This window comes from Candidatus Streptomyces philanthi, assembly GCF_059553635.1.
Genome location: NZ_JCANQV010000012.1, coordinates 1 through 14,443 on the forward strand (window position 1 = coordinate 1; position 14,443 = coordinate 14,443).

16 protein-coding genes are annotated in these 14,443 nt (G+C 72.1%); 10 read left to right on the plus strand and 6 right to left on the minus strand.

All coding sequences use genetic code 11. The features are described 5' to 3' along the window. On the plus strand, positions 1–538 hold a 538-nt coding region (locus AC51EU_RS03335; RefSeq protein WP_496265094.1), incomplete at its 5' end, for a hypothetical protein. A gap of 15 nt (positions 539–553) precedes the next feature. On the opposite strand, the gene AC51EU_RS03340 is transcribed toward AC51EU_RS03335, so the two are convergent. After that, positions 554–1,174 (minus strand): TetR/AcrR family transcriptional regulator, encoded by a 621-nt coding sequence (locus tag AC51EU_RS03340; RefSeq protein ID WP_496265095.1) that lies wholly within the window; start codon positions 1,172–1,174, stop codon positions 554–556. 85 nt (positions 1,175–1,259) lie between these two features. Here AC51EU_RS03340 and AC51EU_RS03345 point away from each other — a divergent pair, with 85 nt between their 5' ends. The 4 genes from AC51EU_RS03345 (at position 1,260) to AC51EU_RS03360 (ending at position 4,755) form a co-directional block, all read left to right on the plus strand. Further along, complete coding sequence (locus AC51EU_RS03345) at positions 1,260–2,702, plus strand: aldehyde dehydrogenase family protein (RefSeq protein WP_496265096.1); 1,443 nt, start codon at positions 1,260–1,262, stop codon at positions 2,700–2,702. Positions 2,703–2,898: 196 nt separating this feature from the next. After that, positions 2,899–3,837 (plus strand): phosphotransferase, encoded by a 939-nt coding sequence (locus tag AC51EU_RS03350; RefSeq protein WP_496265097.1) that lies wholly within the window; start codon positions 2,899–2,901, stop codon positions 3,835–3,837. Between the two features lie 118 nt (positions 3,838–3,955). After that, on the plus strand, positions 3,956–4,507 hold the full coding sequence (locus tag AC51EU_RS03355) for a VanZ family protein (RefSeq protein ID WP_496265098.1): 552 nt from the start codon (positions 3,956–3,958) through the stop codon (positions 4,505–4,507). 44 nt (positions 4,508–4,551) lie between these two features. Then, entirely contained in the window at positions 4,552–4,755 is a 204-nt protein-coding gene (locus AC51EU_RS03360) for a PspC domain-containing protein (RefSeq protein ID WP_496265099.1), read from the plus strand. A gap of 100 nt (positions 4,756–4,855) precedes the next feature. On the opposite strand, the gene AC51EU_RS03365 is transcribed toward AC51EU_RS03360, so the two are convergent. Together AC51EU_RS03365 and AC51EU_RS03370 are read right to left on the minus strand one after the other, a co-directional pair. Beyond that, the gene (locus AC51EU_RS03365; RefSeq protein WP_496265100.1) at positions 4,856–5,155 is read right to left on the minus strand and encodes a hypothetical protein; all 300 of its coding nucleotides are present in this window, start codon (positions 5,153–5,155) and stop codon (positions 4,856–4,858) included. Positions 5,156–5,371: 216 nt separating this feature from the next. After that, positions 5,372–6,487: an adenosine deaminase gene (locus AC51EU_RS03370; protein ID WP_496265101.1), complete on the minus strand. Its 1,116-nt coding sequence runs from the start codon at positions 6,485–6,487 to the stop codon at positions 5,372–5,374. 103 nt (positions 6,488–6,590) lie between these two features. On the opposite strand from AC51EU_RS03370, the gene AC51EU_RS03375 reads away from it, so the two are divergent. Continuing rightward, positions 6,591–7,406 (plus strand): alpha/beta hydrolase, encoded by an 816-nt coding sequence (locus AC51EU_RS03375; protein ID WP_496265102.1) that lies wholly within the window; start codon positions 6,591–6,593, stop codon positions 7,404–7,406. A gap of 45 nt (positions 7,407–7,451) precedes the next feature. Here the strand turns inward: AC51EU_RS03375 and AC51EU_RS03380 are convergent, their stop codons facing one another. Next, positions 7,452–8,531 (minus strand): LysR family transcriptional regulator, encoded by a 1,080-nt coding sequence (locus tag AC51EU_RS03380; protein WP_496265103.1) that lies wholly within the window; start codon positions 8,529–8,531, stop codon positions 7,452–7,454. Between the two features lie 62 nt (positions 8,532–8,593). Here AC51EU_RS03380 and AC51EU_RS03385 point away from each other — a divergent pair, with 62 nt between their 5' ends. Further along, positions 8,594–9,901 carry an MFS transporter gene (locus AC51EU_RS03385; protein WP_496265104.1) on the plus strand — a complete coding sequence of 436 codons (1,308 nt, stop codon included), beginning with the start codon at positions 8,594–8,596 and terminating at the stop codon, positions 9,899–9,901. A gap of 65 nt (positions 9,902–9,966) precedes the next feature. On the opposite strand, the gene AC51EU_RS03390 is transcribed toward AC51EU_RS03385, so the two are convergent. Then, complete coding sequence (locus AC51EU_RS03390; RefSeq protein WP_496265105.1) at positions 9,967–10,560, minus strand: Uma2 family endonuclease; 594 nt, start codon at positions 10,558–10,560, stop codon at positions 9,967–9,969. Positions 10,561–10,656: 96 nt separating this feature from the next. Beyond that, positions 10,657–11,934 (minus strand): thymidine phosphorylase, encoded by a 1,278-nt coding sequence (locus AC51EU_RS03395; protein ID WP_496265133.1) that lies wholly within the window; start codon positions 11,932–11,934, stop codon positions 10,657–10,659. Positions 11,935–12,297: 363 nt separating this feature from the next. Between AC51EU_RS03395 and AC51EU_RS03400 the strand changes: the two genes are divergently transcribed. The 3 genes from AC51EU_RS03400 to AC51EU_RS03410 are packed head-to-tail and all read left to right on the plus strand — an operon-like array spanning position 12,298 to position 14,330. Beyond that, positions 12,298–12,651: a type VII secretion target gene (locus AC51EU_RS03400; protein ID WP_496265106.1), complete on the plus strand. Its 354-nt coding sequence runs from the start codon at positions 12,298–12,300 to the stop codon at positions 12,649–12,651. Between the two features lie 2 nt (positions 12,652–12,653). Continuing rightward, positions 12,654–13,904, plus strand: coding sequence for an amidase domain-containing protein (locus AC51EU_RS03405; RefSeq protein ID WP_496265107.1), 1,251 nt, complete (start codon positions 12,654–12,656; stop codon positions 13,902–13,904). Positions 13,905–13,913: 9 nt separating this feature from the next. Then, on the plus strand, positions 13,914–14,330 hold the full coding sequence (locus AC51EU_RS03410) for a hypothetical protein (protein ID WP_496265108.1): 417 nt from the start codon (positions 13,914–13,916) through the stop codon (positions 14,328–14,330). Positions 14,331–14,443 lie beyond the last annotated feature (113 nt).

Consider the following 14,443-nt stretch of genomic DNA (forward strand, 5'->3'; position numbering starts at 1 on the left):
GCCGGTGGACGCCGGGAGCGCGCCCTCGCGGGTGAGCTGCAAGGTGCCCGGCGCCGGGACGGCGGCCGACGCCCCCGGCACCGTCCGCACCACCGTCTATCTGGTGTGCGGCGCCTCGCTGGTACCGGTGGAGCGGCAGACGCGGGCCACCCGGGGGCCGCAGGCCGGTGCGGAACGGCTGCGGACGGCCCGCGCCCTGCTCGGCGAGTTGCGGCGGGAGCCGTCCGCGGCCGAGGAGGCGGCCGGGTTCAGTACGGCGGTCCCGGGTGATCTTCAGGTCACGGGTCCTCGCGAGAGTGACGCCGCGGAGGCGCTGCGGCTGAGCGTCCGCCCGGACGCGCTGCCGTCCTTCGCCCTGGCGCAGCTCGTCTGCACGTACGGGGCGGCGCCGGGCCTCGGCCACACCCGGGCGGCGATCCTCGGCGGCCCGGACGACGACGACACGCCCCACCGCTACACCTGTGCGGCACTGACCCACTCCGCCTCCGGCACGGCCCGCGCCACGGCGCTGGGCGGTCCACCCTCCGGGGGCGCGTGAGGGGGCGCGCGCGGCCTACGCGCGCCGGCGCAGTGCGTCCAGCAGCAGGCGCAGCTCCGTCTCGGTGAGGTCGCCGGACGCGTCCTGCCCGGGGGCCGGGCTCCCGAGGAAGACCGAGCGGGCCAGGGCGGTGCCGATCAGGACGAGGGCCAGCACGCTGACCCGTTCCGCGTCGACGTCCTCGTCCAACTCCCCTCGGCGGGCGGCCTGGTCCACCAGCGTCTCCAGGCGTTCGCGGGCCGCTAGATAGACGTCCTCGCGCAGGATCCGCCGCAGGTCCGGGTCGTGTGCGGCCTGGCCCATCAGTGACAGCAGGGCGGGGCCCGCGCTCGCGTCGAGGATGCGTTGCTTGCGGATGAGGAGTTCGCGGACGTCGCCTTCGAGGGAACCGGTGTCGATGCCGGTGAGCTCGTTGAGGGTGATGTGGCGGGCGACGGCCCCGGCGAGGGCCTGCTTCGAGGGCCACCGGCGGTAGAGGGACGCGGTGGAGGCGCCGGCGCGCCGGGCGACGGCCGTGGTGGTGAACGCCGCGTACCCCGTTTCGTTGAGGACCTCGATCGCCGCGTGCATCAGCGCGGCGTCCAGGCGCGGGTCGTTGCGTCGCCCCCTTCGCGGAGTGCTGGTCTTCGTCGTCATGTCCAGATTCTCTCGCGCCCCGGCGGTGACCCACCTCACGGACTAAACGAAAAGCTTTCGTTTCGTTTATGGGTACGGTGGCGGCATGCCCTCGACGACACTCCCCCGGTCCGCGGCGACGGCCGGCATCCCCGAGGCCGTCGCGGCCGCGCGGACCCTCTTCGCGTCCGGCGCGACCCGCCCCCTGGCCGCCCGCGTCCGCCGCCTGCGCGCGCTGCGCGCCCTGCTCACCGAGAACGGGACCGCCCTGGAGGACGCCCTGCGGAGCGACCTCCACAAGAGCCCGGCACAGGCCCAGCTCACCGAGATCAGCCTCGTCGTCGCCGAGATCGAGCACACCCTGCGGCATCTGCGGCGGTGGGCCAGACCCCGGCGGGCCCGGCTCCCGGTGGCGCTGCTGCCCGGCCGGGCCCGCCTGGTGCCCGAACCGCTCGGCGTGGTGCTGGTGATCGCCCCGTGGAACTATCCGGTGCAGCTGCTGCTCAACCCGCTGGTCGGCGTGCTGGCCGCGGGCAACACGGCGGTCCTCAAGCCGAGCGAGCTCGCGCCCGCGACCTCGGCGCTCCTCGCCCGCCTCGTGCCCCGGTACTTCCCCGACGGCGCGGTCCGCACGGTGGAGGGCGGCGTCCCGGAGACCACCCGGCTGCTGGAGCAGCGGTTCGACCACATCGTCTTCACCGGCGGCGGCACCGTCGGCCGGATCGTCATGCGCGCGGCCGCCGAGCATCTGACGCCGGTGACGCTGGAGCTGGGCGGGAAGTCGCCCGTCTGGTTCGACGACGACGCCCGCGTCCGGGCGGTGGCCCGCCGTCTGGCCTGGGCGAAGTTCACCAACGCCGGGCAGACCTGCGTCGCCCCGGACTATGTGATGACCACCCCCGACCGGGTACCGGCGCTGGTGGCCGCGCTCAGGTCCGCGATCGAGGAGCTGTGGGGCACCGACCCCCGCACGAGCCAGGAGTACGGCCGCATCGTCGACGAGCGCCACTTCGACCGGCTCGTCGGCCATCTGGAGGGCACCGAGGTGGTGATCGGCGGCGAGCACGACCGCGCCGCGCGCTATCTCGCGCCCACGGTGGTGACCGTGCCCGGCGGCGGCCGCCCCGTCATCGGCCCGGACGCGGCGCTGCCCGTACTGCGGGAGGAGATCTTCGGCCCGGTCCTGCCGATCGTCCCCGTCGCCTCCGCCGAGGAGGCCGTCGAGGTGGTCAACGGCTGGGACAAGCCGCTCGCCCTGTACGTGTTCAGCTCCTCGGCACGCACCCGCCGTCTGTTCGAGCAGCGCACCTCCTCGGGCGCCGTCGTCCACGACGCGGCCCTGATCCATGTCGGCGCGAGCGGCCTGCCGTTCGGCGGCGTCGGCCCGAGCGGGATGGGCGCCTACCACGGCGCCCGGTCCTGGCGGACCTTCTCCCACGAGAAGCCGGTCCTCAGCAAGCCGCTGCGCCCGGACACCCTGCGCCTGGCCCAGCCGCCGTTCTCCGCACGCGGACTGCGCCTGGTCCAGCGGCTGATGCGCCGGGGGTGAGGCGGGGGCGTGGGCGGACGGTGCCGGACGCGACGCGGGCGGGCTCCCGCGGAGCACACCACTAGAGACGAGACGGATCGTCTTGCTATGGTGATCCGCAGGGCGCTCCCCGCCGTCCCCTGAGCCGGGCGGCCAAGGGTGCCGTTCGTCCCGCTCCCGGCCCGCCGGAGAAGCCGCAGATCGGAGAGAACGACGCATGACCCCGGAACAGCTCGCCGCCCGTACGTCCCGCGCCCGGGAGGCCGCCGTGGCCGCGGGACGCGACCTCGGGCTGACGGTGACCGACCCGAGAGTGCTGCACGACGTGTTCTCCGTCGTCGTCCACCTGGCCCCCTCGCCCGTGGTCGTGCGGGTGCCCACCGTGCTGCCGCCCCACAGCAGCGCCGGGGCTCAGGCGGAGCAGCAGCGGGTGGAGCTCGCCGTGGCGTCATGGCTCGCGGAGCGGAACTGCCCGGTGATACCGCCGAGTTCGCTGGTGCCGTGCGAGCCCGTGGAGCGGGACGGGTTCTCCATGACGTTCTGGCAGTACGTCGAGGAGGAGCCAGGGGCCGAACCCGATTACGTCCGCAACTCCGCCCTGGCCGCCGACCTGCACGACGCGCTGCGCGGCTATCCGGGCGAGCTGCCGTTCCTGCCGGCGGGCGACCCGCTGTTCGTCTCCGAGGGGCTGACCGCGCTCGAAACGCGCCCGGACCTGCTGGCACCGGCGGACCTCGCACGGGCTCGGCGCGAGTGGGAGGTCCTGGAGCCCGTCGTCAGCTCGCGCACCGCGTTCGAGGCGGCGTTCCCCGGTGTCGCGTTGCAGCCGGTGCACGGTGACTCCCCGGCGGTCAACATCTTCGCCTCGAAGAACGGCCCCCTGTACGCCGACTTCGAACTGGTCGGACTGGGCCCCGTCGAATGGGACCTGGCGGCCCTGGGCCCCGACTGCGCGGCCGCCTACGACGCCGCCGCGCGCCGCCGGGGCCTGCGGCCACTGGACGAACGGGTGCTGCGTTTCGTCAACGCCGTGGGCATGTCCCGCGCGATCGCCTGCCTCGCGCTCGCACCCCAGCTGCCGATGCTGGTGGAGGCCGTGCGGCCGGCCGTCGAAGCCTGGCGGGAGACGGCGTTCGACCCCGGCCTGGACGGCTGAGCGGCGACCCCTAAGGGTTCCCCCCTCCTCCGCAGGACCCCTGTCCCCCACTCCCCCGTCCGGCTCATGGCGCAAAAAGGGCGGAACCGCATCCGCCGCTCCCTGCGTCCTGCCCTGTGTGCAGCGTCATGGCCCCGGCAGATCCGCCGCTCTCCGTCTGCGCGCCACCGGATTCCTCCTCCTCGTGGCGCATCTGCTGGTCGTCGGCTGGCTGACACTGCTTCCCCGGTCGGCGCCCTGGGTCCCGGCCGCCAACCTCGAACCGTTCGCCACGATCGGCCCGGCCCTGGAGGCAGGCCCGTGGGAGGCCGTACGGAGCCTGGGCGGACCGTTCCTGCTGCTGGCCCCGCTCGGGGTGCTGCTCCCGCTCGCCTCGGGGCGCCTGAACGTTTCCCCCGTGGGTTCCCTGATCCGTACGGTGTTCGCCGGGGCGATGCTGTCGCTGCTCGTCGAGTTCGCCCAGAGCGCGGTGCCCGGACGGGTCCCGGACGTCGACGCGGTGCTGCTGAACACCCTCGGGGTAGCAGTGGCCCATCTTGTGGTCGTACCCCGGTACCGGTCCCGGCTCCGCCGACGGGCGGAGCGCACGGGGCGCGCGACCCCGAGGTTCTCCAGGGTCGGACCGCCACCGCAGGCCGATGCCCTCTCGGGCGGCCGAACCTACCTTTGAGACATCGGGGCAGCCGCCCCGCCCGTCGAGAAGGAGTGGTCCGCATGGCCGCCGCACTGGTCCGTCCCCGCAACAACCGAATGATCGCCGGAGTGTGCGCGGGCCTGGCCCGTCGCTTCGGTACGACCCCGGCGACGATGCGTGTGATCTTCGTGCTCTCGTGCCTGCTGCCGGGCCCGCAGTTCCTCGTCTACCTGGCGCTGTGGCTGCTGCTCCCGACCGAGAACGAGTCCGCCGGCGCCTGGTGACGCCCCTCCCCCGCGACATGCCGCGCCCCGGCGCGTACGCGGGACGGGGCGTACGGACCGGGGCGCGGCCGGGTGCCGGGGCGAACCGGCGGTCCGGGGGTCAGCCGAGCGGCAGGACCTTGGTGACGGCGCCGGTCGGCAGGGCCTTGGTGAGGCTGCCGGCGGCCGACAGACCACCCAGCAGGCGGTTGCCCCGGGCCTGGGTGGGCGCCTGGACACCGCCGGTGGACGGGTGGCGGTCGGTGACCTTCGAGACGGTCGTGACGGCCTGCTTGACCGGCAGCTTGTGCAGCACACCGGCGACGGCGTCGGCCGGGGCGGCGACGGCGGTACCCGCGGCGGTGGCGGCGAAGGCGGCGCCGAGTACGGCGGCGCCGAGAGTCCTGAGGGTCTGCTTCATCGGATTACATCCTTGGAAATGGGGGCTGGTGCCTGGCGAAAGGCCGCGGTGGGGGCTTGGCCGGAACAGGAACCTAGTGGCGCCGGACACCGCCGCAAACACCTCCACCGCCCCGGAACCCCCCGGTGGACACCCCGGAAAAACACCTCCGGGAACCCCGCCGAATGAACCTGACCCTCCGTCAATTCACCTGCGCACCATGGAAATACCCCGCATTCACCGGAACAGCCAGGCGGCACGCAGTTCGGCATAGCCGGGCTTGATCACGTCGTTGATCATCGCCAGTCGTTCATCGAAAGGAATGAATGCTGATTTCATCGCATTGACCGTGAACCACTGCATGTCGTCGAGCGTGTAACGGAAGGTCCTGACCAGGTGCTCGAATTCCCGCGACATGGACGTCCCGCTCATCAGCCGGTTGTCGGTGTTCACGGTCAGCCGGAACTGGAGACGGCGCAGCAGCCCGATCGGGTGCTCGGCGTACGAGGCGGCGGCGCCGGTCTGGAGGTTGGAGGTCGGGCACATCTCCAGCGGGACGCGCTTGTCCCGTACGTAGGACGCGAGGCGGCCCAGCGTCACCGCACCGTCGTCGGCGACCTCGATGTCGTCGATGATCCGTACGCCGTGGCCGAGGCGGTCGGCGCCGCACCACTGGAGCGCCTGCCAGATGGAGGGCAGCCCGAAGGCTTCCCCGGCATGGATGGTGAAGTGGTTGTTCTCGCGCTTGAGGTACTCGAACGCGTCGAGGTGGCGGGTGGGCGGGAAGCCGGCCTCGGCGCCCGCGATGTCGAAGCCGACGACGCCCGTGTCACGGTGCCGGTTGGCGAGTTCGGCGATCTCCAGGGAGCGGGCGGCGTGCCGCATGGCGGTCAGCAGGGCGCCGACGCGGATGCGGTGGCCGGCCGCGCGGGCGCGCCGTTCGCCCTCGCGGAAGCCCTCGTTGACGGCCTCGACGACCTCTTCGAGGGTCAGTCCCCGTTCCAGGTGCTGCTCGGGCGCGTAGCGGACCTCGGCGTAGACGACGCCGTCGGCCGCCAGGTCCTCGGCGCACTCGGCCGCCACCCGCACCAGGGCGTCGCGGGTCTGCATGACGGCGCAGGTGTGCGCGAAGGTCTCCAGATAGCGTTCCAGCGAACCGGAGTCGGCGGCCTCGCGGAACCAGGTGCCGAGTCGTCCGGGGTCGGTCTCGGGAAGTCCCTCGTACCCGGTCTCCCGGGCGAGGTCGACGATGGTCTCGGGGCGCAGGCCGCCGTCGAGGTGGTCGTGGAGGAGCACCTTGGGCGCGCGGCGGATCTGGTCACCGGTCGGGAGGTGGGTGGTCTCGCTCGTCATTGGCGCACTGTAGCGCCTACGCGCGTAGATCACGGCGAACGATATGTAACGGTGACCCGTCCGCGGGGTGGCCCGCACCCCACCGTCTGCCATCGTTCTGGGCATGGCTCAGCAAGCGCTGCCGGGGCGGGACGCCCGGCTGGGAAAACCGCTGGGAACGGCAGGTGACGAGGGGGTGCGCGGGGCGCTTCGCGGGCGGGACGACGGACGTCCGCCGGTGCGCGCGGTGAGCGGGGTGGCACTGTTGCTGCCGGGCTGCGGGGAGTCGGGGGTGCGGCGGCCGTCCGCGCTGGCGGCGCTCGCGCTGCGCCCCCTCGCGGCCCGGCTGGTCCGGGCGGGCCGCGACGAGGGGCTGACGGCCCATGTCGTCCACTACCGCTGCCACGGCTGGAACGGCGACGAGGCGTATCCGGCGCGGGACGCGGCCTGGGCGGTGGAGGAGGTCGTACGGCGCTACGGCGATGTGCCGGTGTGCCTGGTCGGCGCGGGCATGGGCGCGCGGGCGGCGCTGCGCGCCGCGGGGCATCCGGCGGTCAACTCCGTTCTGGCCCTTGCCCCGTGGCTGCCCCCCGCGGGGCCCGGCGGCGCCGCTCCCGAACCGGTGAAGCAGCTCATCGGCCGCCATGTCCTGCTCGTCCACGGCACCAACGACGCCCGCGTCGACCCCGATCTGTCCTACCGCTACGCCCAGCGCGCCAAGAAGGTCAACCGCGACACCTGCCGCTTCGAGGTCCACTCCGACGGCCACCACCTGCTCCAGCACCGCGCCGAGGTGCACGCGCTGGCCGCGGACTTCACCGTCGGCTCGCTGTTCGCGCGGGACTACGCCCGCCCGGTGCGCGACGCGCTGGCCGCGCCCCCTCCCCTGGGCCTGCGGATGCCGCTGGCCGCGGGCTTCGGGAGAGCCCTGCGGCACTGACGGTGCGGCCGGTACCTGTCGCGGGACGGGCCCGGCCGCCCCCTCTCACCGCGGCAGCAGCACTCCCCTCCGGCTCAGCAGGAACTTCTTGAACGCGGCCACCGGAGGTGTGTCCTGCCGGCCGTCCAGCCACGCCACCCCGATCTCGCGGACCGCCCGCGGCGCCGTCACCGTCAGCTCGGCGACACCGGGCCGCGGCACCGCGGGCGGCGGCAGCAGCGCCACCCCCAGCCCCGCCGCGACCAGCCCGCGCAGCGTCTCGGCCTCCTCCCCCTCGAAGGCGATCCGCGGCGCGAACCCGGCCTCGGCGCACAGCGCGTCGGTGATCCGCCGCAGCCCGTAGCCCGGTTCGAGGGTGACGAACAGCTCGCCGGACGCCTCGGCGAGCCGGACGCGCTTACGGCCGGCCAGCCGGTGGTCGTCCGGTACGACCAGCCGCAGCCTCTGCTCGTCGAGCCGGCGGGCGACCAGGTCCGGGTAGTCGGGGACCGGCGAGGTCAGACAGAGGTCGAGGTCGCCGGCGCGCAGCCGTTCGATCATCGCCTCGCCGTAGTTCTGCACGAGCTGGAAGCGGATGCGGGGGTGGTCGGCGCGGAAGGTGCGGATGAGGCCGGGCACGGTCTCCGAGCCGAGGGTGTGCAGGAAGCCGAAGGCGACCTTGCCCGCGCCCGGGTCGGCGTCGGCGCGTACGGACTCGGCGGCACGCTCCAGGTCCGCGAGCGCCCGCTCGGTCCAGGCCCGGAAGGCGCGGCCGGCCGGGGTGAGCGTCAGGGTCCGGCCGTACCGGGTGAAGAGGGCGACCCCCAGATCCTCCTCCAGCCGGACGATGGCGCGGCTGAGGGTGGGCTGCGGCATGCCCATCTCCCCCGCCGCGCGGGTGACGTGCTCGTACCGGGCGACGGCGGTGAACTGGGCGAGCCGGGGCGCCAGCGTCAACGCCCAGGAGTCGGTGCCCAGTTCCGCGGACTCCCCGGCCTCGCCGTGCGGCCCGCCCGAACGCGGGCGGCCGGGCGCGCCGGACGCCCCCGCGCCGCCCGGCGACCGGCTGCGGGAAACGTTCCCCCGCATGTCATTTCTGTTGCCGTTCTGCGACAGACCTGCCCGTGAACTGTGCTCATGTGTCACGGCATGAATTATGACGTTTTCATGCATTGGACGCATGAACGACGCGGCCCTACGGTCGCCTTATGCCTCCCGCTGATACCGGGGCGTCCGTCACCGACCGTGCGGCCGCCTCCTCCCCTTCGTCCCCCACCCCCTCTCCCGCGGCCGACGCCGACGCGTCGAAGCTGCACCCGGGCGGCCCCGGCTACCGCCGGATGAGCTTCGCCCTCTTCGCGGCGGGCGTCGCCACCTTCGCCCTCCTCTACTCGACGCAGGCACTGCTGCCGGCCATCTCCGACGGCCTGCACGTCACCCCGGACCAGGCGAGCTGGACCGTGTCGGGAGCCACCTTCGGCCTGGCGCTCGCGGTGATCCCGCTCAGCGCGCTCTCCGAACGGTTCGGCCGCCGCGCGATGATGACCGCGTCCCTGTCCCTCGCCGCGGTCCTCGCGATGCTGGTGCCGTTCGCCCCGTCGCTGGGCTGGCTGATCGCGCTGCGCGTCGCCCAGGGCGTGGTCCTGGCGGGTCTCCCGGCGTCGGCGATGGCGTTCCTGGCGGAGGAGGTACGCGCCAAGGCGCTGGTCGCGGCGATCGGCCTGTTCGTGGCGGGCAACAGCATCGGCGGGATGTCCGGCCGCATCCTGACGGGCTGGGTGGCCCAGCTGTGGGGCTGGCGGGCGGCCCTGTGCGCGGTGGGCGCGCTGGCCGTGCTGTGCGCGCTGGCGTTCCGGCTGCTGGTGCCCCCGGCCCGGCACTTCACACCCCGCCCGGTGGGCCCGCGGGCCCTGGCCCGTACCCTCGGCGCCCATCTCGCCGATCCGCTGCTGCGCCGGCTCTACGCGATCGGCGCCCTGTTCATGACGGTCTTCGGCGCGGTCTACACCGTCATCGGCTACCGCCTGGTCGCCGCGCCGTTCCATCTGCCGCAGGGCATCGTCGGCTCGATCTTCCTCGTCTACCTGGTCGGCACCCTCTCCTCGGCAGCGGCCGGCAAGCTGGTCGCCCGCCTCGGCCGCCGCGGCGCCCTCTACCTGGCGCTCGGCACGACCTCGACCGGCCTGCTGCTGTCCCTGACGTCCTCGGTCGCCGCCGTACTCGCCGGCCTGATCCTCATCACGGCGGGCTTCTTCGCCGGCCACGCCGTCGCCTCGGCCGCCGTCAGCCGCACCGCCAAGACCGCCCGCGCCCAGGCGTCCGCCCTCTACCAGTGCGCCTACTACATCGGCTCCAGCATCGGCGGCGCCCTCGGCGCCCTCGCCTTCCGCCTGGTCGGCTGGGACGGCACCGTCGTCCTCGGCCTCCTCGCCATGGTCACCGCCGCCTCCATCACCCTCTACGCCACCCGCAAGGCCCTCGCCGCCCGGCACCTGCCGACGCGCCGGACGGCCTGACGGGGCTGCGGGAAGGGCCCGCCTTCACCGGTTTTTCGGTGGGGGGCGGGCCCTTTGGCACGCCGTCAGTCGCCGACGGGAAAGCCGCTCGTACCGAGGGTGAGTCCGAAGGGAGCGGGCAGATGGATCGTCTCCCCGAACTTCGCGCGCTCCAGCTCCCGGTAGACCTCGTCCTTGGGCTCGCCGTAGAGCGTGACGGCGGGGCCTGTGGGGGCGAAACGGTCGATGATGAGGTAGAGCGGGATGCCCGCCTGGGCGTAGGCGGCCGCCTTGTTGATCCGGTCGTGGACGGCGTTGGACGGCGAGGTGACCTCGACGACCAGTTCGGCCGCTGTGAGCGGCGCGGGCTCTCCCTGCCCCAGTTGGTCCACGACCTCGTAGGGCAGCACCACGAGGTCCGGGACGCAGAGGCGGCCGCGGGAAGGATGGGCGACACCCAGCGTCTCGAACGCCCCGCGGTCCTCGGCAAGCACGGTGTACAGGCGGCGGTGGACGATCTCGGCGATGCGGTTGTGGGACGCGGAAGGTGGTGGTGTCACGACGATGAATCCACCCATGATCTCCACCCTGCTGCCCTCGGGCCAGTCCGACTCTTCCCAGAACCGGATCAGCTCTTCCCAGTGCCGGCCCGGAACAGGGTCGGCGGGGAGTGCACTCATGGCGGTCTCCTCACTCGGTCGACACCGATCCCAGCATGTCGAACGGTCCACGCGCAGGTCCACGTCCCACTCTCACCCGTACGAGGAAACCCCAGCTCACCCAACCCTCTCCAGCACCACGGACCCCGCCGCGAACTCCGTCCCCTGCGGTGCCACGGTCCAGGCGTTCTCCAGGGCGGAGAGGGCGTGGTCGAACTTTTCAGGGGTGTCGGTGTGGAGGGTGAGCAGGGGGTGGCCGGCCGTGACGGGGTCGCCGGGCTTGGCGTGGAGTTCGATGCCGGCGCCGGCCTGGACCGGGTCCTCCTTGCGGGCGCGGCCCGCGCCGAGGCGCCAGGCCGCGAGGCCGACGGCGTAGGCGTCGAGGGAGGTGAGGACGCCGGTGGCGGGGGCGGTGACGACGTGCTGTTCGCGGGCGACGGGGAGGGGGGCGTCGGGGTCGCCGCCCTGGGCGGTGATCATGCGGCGCCAGTGGTCCATGGCGGAGCCGTCGGCGAGGGCCGCGGCCGGGTCGGCGTCGGTGAGGCCGGCGGCGTCGAGCATCTCGCGGGCCAGGGCGAGGGTGAGGTCGACGACGTCTCGGGGGCCGCCGCCCGCCAGGACCTCGACGGACTCGCGGACTTCGAGGGCGTTGCCGGCGGTCAGGCCGAGCGGCGTGGCCATGTCCGTGAGCAGGGCGACGGTCCGTACGCCGTGGTCGGTGCCCAGGCCGACCATGGTGGAGGCGAGTTCCCGGGCGCTGTCGAGGTCCTTCATGAAGGCGCCGGAGCCGACCTTGACGTCCAGGACGAGGGAGCCGGTCCCCTCGGCGATCTTCTTGGACATGATGGAGGAGGCGATGAGCGGCAGGGACTCGACGGTGCCGGTGACGTCGCGGAGCGCGTAGAGCTTCTTGTCGGCGGGCGCCAGGCCCTCGCCCGCGGCGCAGATGACGGAGCCGACGTCGCGCAGGACGCCGAGCATCTCCGCGTTGGAGAGCTGGGCGCGCCAGCCGGGGATGGACTCCAGCTTGTCGAGGGTGCCGCCGGTGTGGCCGAGGCCGCGGCCGGAGAGCTGGGGGACGGCGGCGCCGCAGGCGGCGACGAGCGGGGCGAGCGGCAGGGTGATCTTGTCGCCGACGCCGCCGGTGGAGTGCTTGTCGGTGGTGGGGCGGGTGAGGGAGGAGAAGTCCATGCGCTCGCCGGAGGCGATCATGGCGGCGGTCCAGCGGGCGATCTCGGCGCGGTCCATGCCGTTGAGGAAGATCGCCATCGCCAGGGACGACATCTGCTCGTGGGCGACCTCGCCCCGGGTGTAGGCGTCGATCACCCAGTCGATCTGTTCGGGTGTCAGCGCGCCGCCGTCCCGCTTGGTGCGGATGACGGAGATGACGTCCATGGCCATGGGGCTTCCTTTCGTGGGCGGTGCTCTTCGCAGGGCTGTTCTACACGCATAGACGCACTGGCGGCGAGGGCCCTCCGGATGCGCCGACGGCCCCCGCCGGCGCCTGCCCCAGGTGCTCGGGACGCGATAAGGGGTGCGGGGGGATTTCTGCGATGGCTGCGGACACGCAGACCGTGGAGGTCGCCGGCAACCCGCAGCGGACGCTGAGCCAGGCAGAACAACTGACGGGGTGACGTGGTCCAGGTCCCACGACCACATCGCGCGGACGGCAACGCCCCCTGGCCGCGATGTTGCGCCGGACCTCTTGCCGTAGCACTTTATAAGTCATGCACATGGCGCATGCGTAGGAGTCGCTATGTGCCGTCCGAGGCGTTCACAGGGCAGGGGGAACCGATGAGTGACGTGCGGGTAAATACGACGAAGGTGCGTGGCACCGGCGAGGACATGAAGGCGCTGTCGAGCGACACCCAGCGGCGGATGCAGCATGCACTCGACAGCACTGACGACGTCTACCGCGACCACATGTTCTGGGAATGTGGAGACACTCTGTTGGTGTGCCGGGACACCTGGGAAGAACACATGGTCGGACTCGCCAAGAAAATGGGGGACTTGGCGCAGCGGTTACAGGATTCCGCCGACAGTTACGACGACGCCGACCAAGAAGCGGTCGCACGGCTGAGGGCCGCCATGGCAGACCTGGGGAGGCACTGACCGTGGTCACGTACGCGGAACTCATCAGCGCCCGTCCCCAGAAGTGGAAGGACGCTGCGGGCGACTGGGCGGCGCTGGCCAAGTACGCCTTGAACGCCGCGCACGACGTGCGCGAGCAGGGCGCCAAGCCGCTCGCCGACAACTGGGCCGACGAGGTGGGCGCGGCCGCGGCCGGCGACTTCGTGAGACTGGCCAATCAACTGGAGTCGGCCTACGACCTGCTGCTCAGCGTCAAAATGGTCATGGAAGGCATGCACACCAGCCTGGAACTGGCCATGAGCACCGCTCATCAGCTCACCGACCTCGCACGCGCCCATGACCTCCCGCTCAATGACGACGGGATGCCCCTGGAGTGCCCGGCGGACGCGGACAAGCAGCAGGCGTACACCGAAATCGTCGCCCTGCGCGAGCAAGCGCTGCGGCAGGCGACCGAGGCGGACCAACGGGCGAAGGCCGAGTTGTCACGCCTGACGGCTGCGGTCAAGATCGACGACCCGGACAAGGCGCTCAAGGAGCAGAACACCGCGTCGCACGTCGAGATGGACATGCTCGCCGCCGACATTCCCCCGCAGAACACCGACCCGGCAGCCGTACGCGCCTGGTGGAACGGACTGAGTGAGAAGCAGCAGTACGACCTGACGCGGGCCGAGCCGGTCAGGCTCGCGCACCTCGACGGAATACCCGAGAACGTCAAGCGCGAAATGCGGGGCACGGACGGGAAGTTCGACCGGGTCGCAATGGTGGAGTACGCACTGGAAAATTGGAACAAGGACGACCCGGTCCAGTTCGACAACAACTGCACCAACTTCGTTTCCCAAGCGCTCGACCACGCCGGCATGCAGAAGAAGCTCGATCCGTGGGACGGCGCACGCGGCGACGACACCTGGGGCCACGAGAGCGGCATCGGCATCGACTGGTGGGACACCAGCATGTACTACTCCAAGTCATGGGCCGGTGCCGAGAACCAGCAGAACTTTATGCTCAAGCATGGCGGGGAGGAAGTGCCGCCGTCCCAGGCCCGGCCCGGCGACATCATCTATTACGAACAACAGGGCCCCAACGAACATATCGAGCACGGCAATACCCATCACGCCTCCGTGGTCACGGCCGTCATGCCGGACGGTGAAATCAAGTACACCCAGCACCAGGACTCGTACCAGAACGTGAGTCTGGAAGGCCGGCTGCCGACAACGGAAAAGGCCGAGGGGCAGCAGAACATCCGCATCGTCCGCCCGCACCCGGATTGGTACTGACAGACAGGTATGACCGAGACCGTCACACAGCCCGCTGCGCGGCGCTCGCAGGTCCGAGCGGTTGCCGTACCGCTGCTTTCGCTGGCCGCCATCGGCTGTCTCATCACCACGTTCGCGCTGTCCACCGCCCATGTTCACCACCAGTCGGCTGCCTGCCGCTATATGGCGGTGCCGTGGACGCACTTCGCTTTCGCCTACGGCGCCCTGCTCGCCGCCCTGGCGGCTCTCCTCGTCCACCTGGCGCTTTCCTACGCCGCGCGACGCGACGGGCTCCCGACCGCTTCCGGCTGGCACAGCTGGCTCCCGACGCTCTTCGTCCTCATCGCCGGCTTGATGATTCCCCTGACGGCGGTGGTCGTCGCACTGACCCACAAAGATGCCGCCCAAACAGCTGCACATCTTGGACAGCCACTGTGCGAGGGGTAGAGCCGGTGCTGAGCCCGCATCTCAAGCCGGGACACTCGGCATTCGCCATCCGTTCGCAGACGACCTCCGCGCCCTGAAGAAAGATGCGAGGGCCGGGCGCGTCCCGCTGGATT

Coding starts and splice junctions, on each gene's coding strand:
- AC51EU_RS03370 (WP_496265101.1), bottom strand. CDS start 6,487: ATGACGAGCGAGACCACCCACCTCCCGACCGGTGACCAGATCCGCCGC.
- AC51EU_RS03350 (WP_496265097.1), top strand. CDS start 2,899: ATGACCCCGGAACAGCTCGCCGCCCGTACGTCCCGCGCCCGGGAGGCC.
- AC51EU_RS03360 (WP_496265099.1), top strand. CDS start 4,552: ATGGCCGCCGCACTGGTCCGTCCCCGCAACAACCGAATGATCGCCGGA.
- AC51EU_RS03410 (WP_496265108.1), top strand. CDS start 13,914: ATGACCGAGACCGTCACACAGCCCGCTGCGCGGCGCTCGCAGGTCCGA.
- AC51EU_RS03390 (WP_496265105.1), bottom strand. CDS start 10,560: ATGAGTGCACTCCCCGCCGACCCTGTTCCGGGCCGGCACTGGGAAGAG.
- AC51EU_RS03365 (WP_496265100.1), bottom strand. CDS start 5,155: ATGAAGCAGACCCTCAGGACTCTCGGCGCCGCCGTACTCGGCGCCGCC.
- AC51EU_RS03340 (WP_496265095.1), bottom strand. CDS start 1,174: ATGACGACGAAGACCAGCACTCCGCGAAGGGGGCGACGCAACGACCCG.
- AC51EU_RS03395 (WP_496265133.1), bottom strand. CDS start 11,934: ATGGACGTCATCTCCGTCATCCGCACCAAGCGGGACGGCGGCGCGCTG.
- AC51EU_RS03345 (WP_496265096.1), top strand. CDS start 1,260: ATGCCCTCGACGACACTCCCCCGGTCCGCGGCGACGGCCGGCATCCCC.
- AC51EU_RS03385 (WP_496265104.1), top strand. CDS start 8,594: ATGCCTCCCGCTGATACCGGGGCGTCCGTCACCGACCGTGCGGCCGCC.
- AC51EU_RS03375 (WP_496265102.1), top strand. CDS start 6,591: ATGGCTCAGCAAGCGCTGCCGGGGCGGGACGCCCGGCTGGGAAAACCG.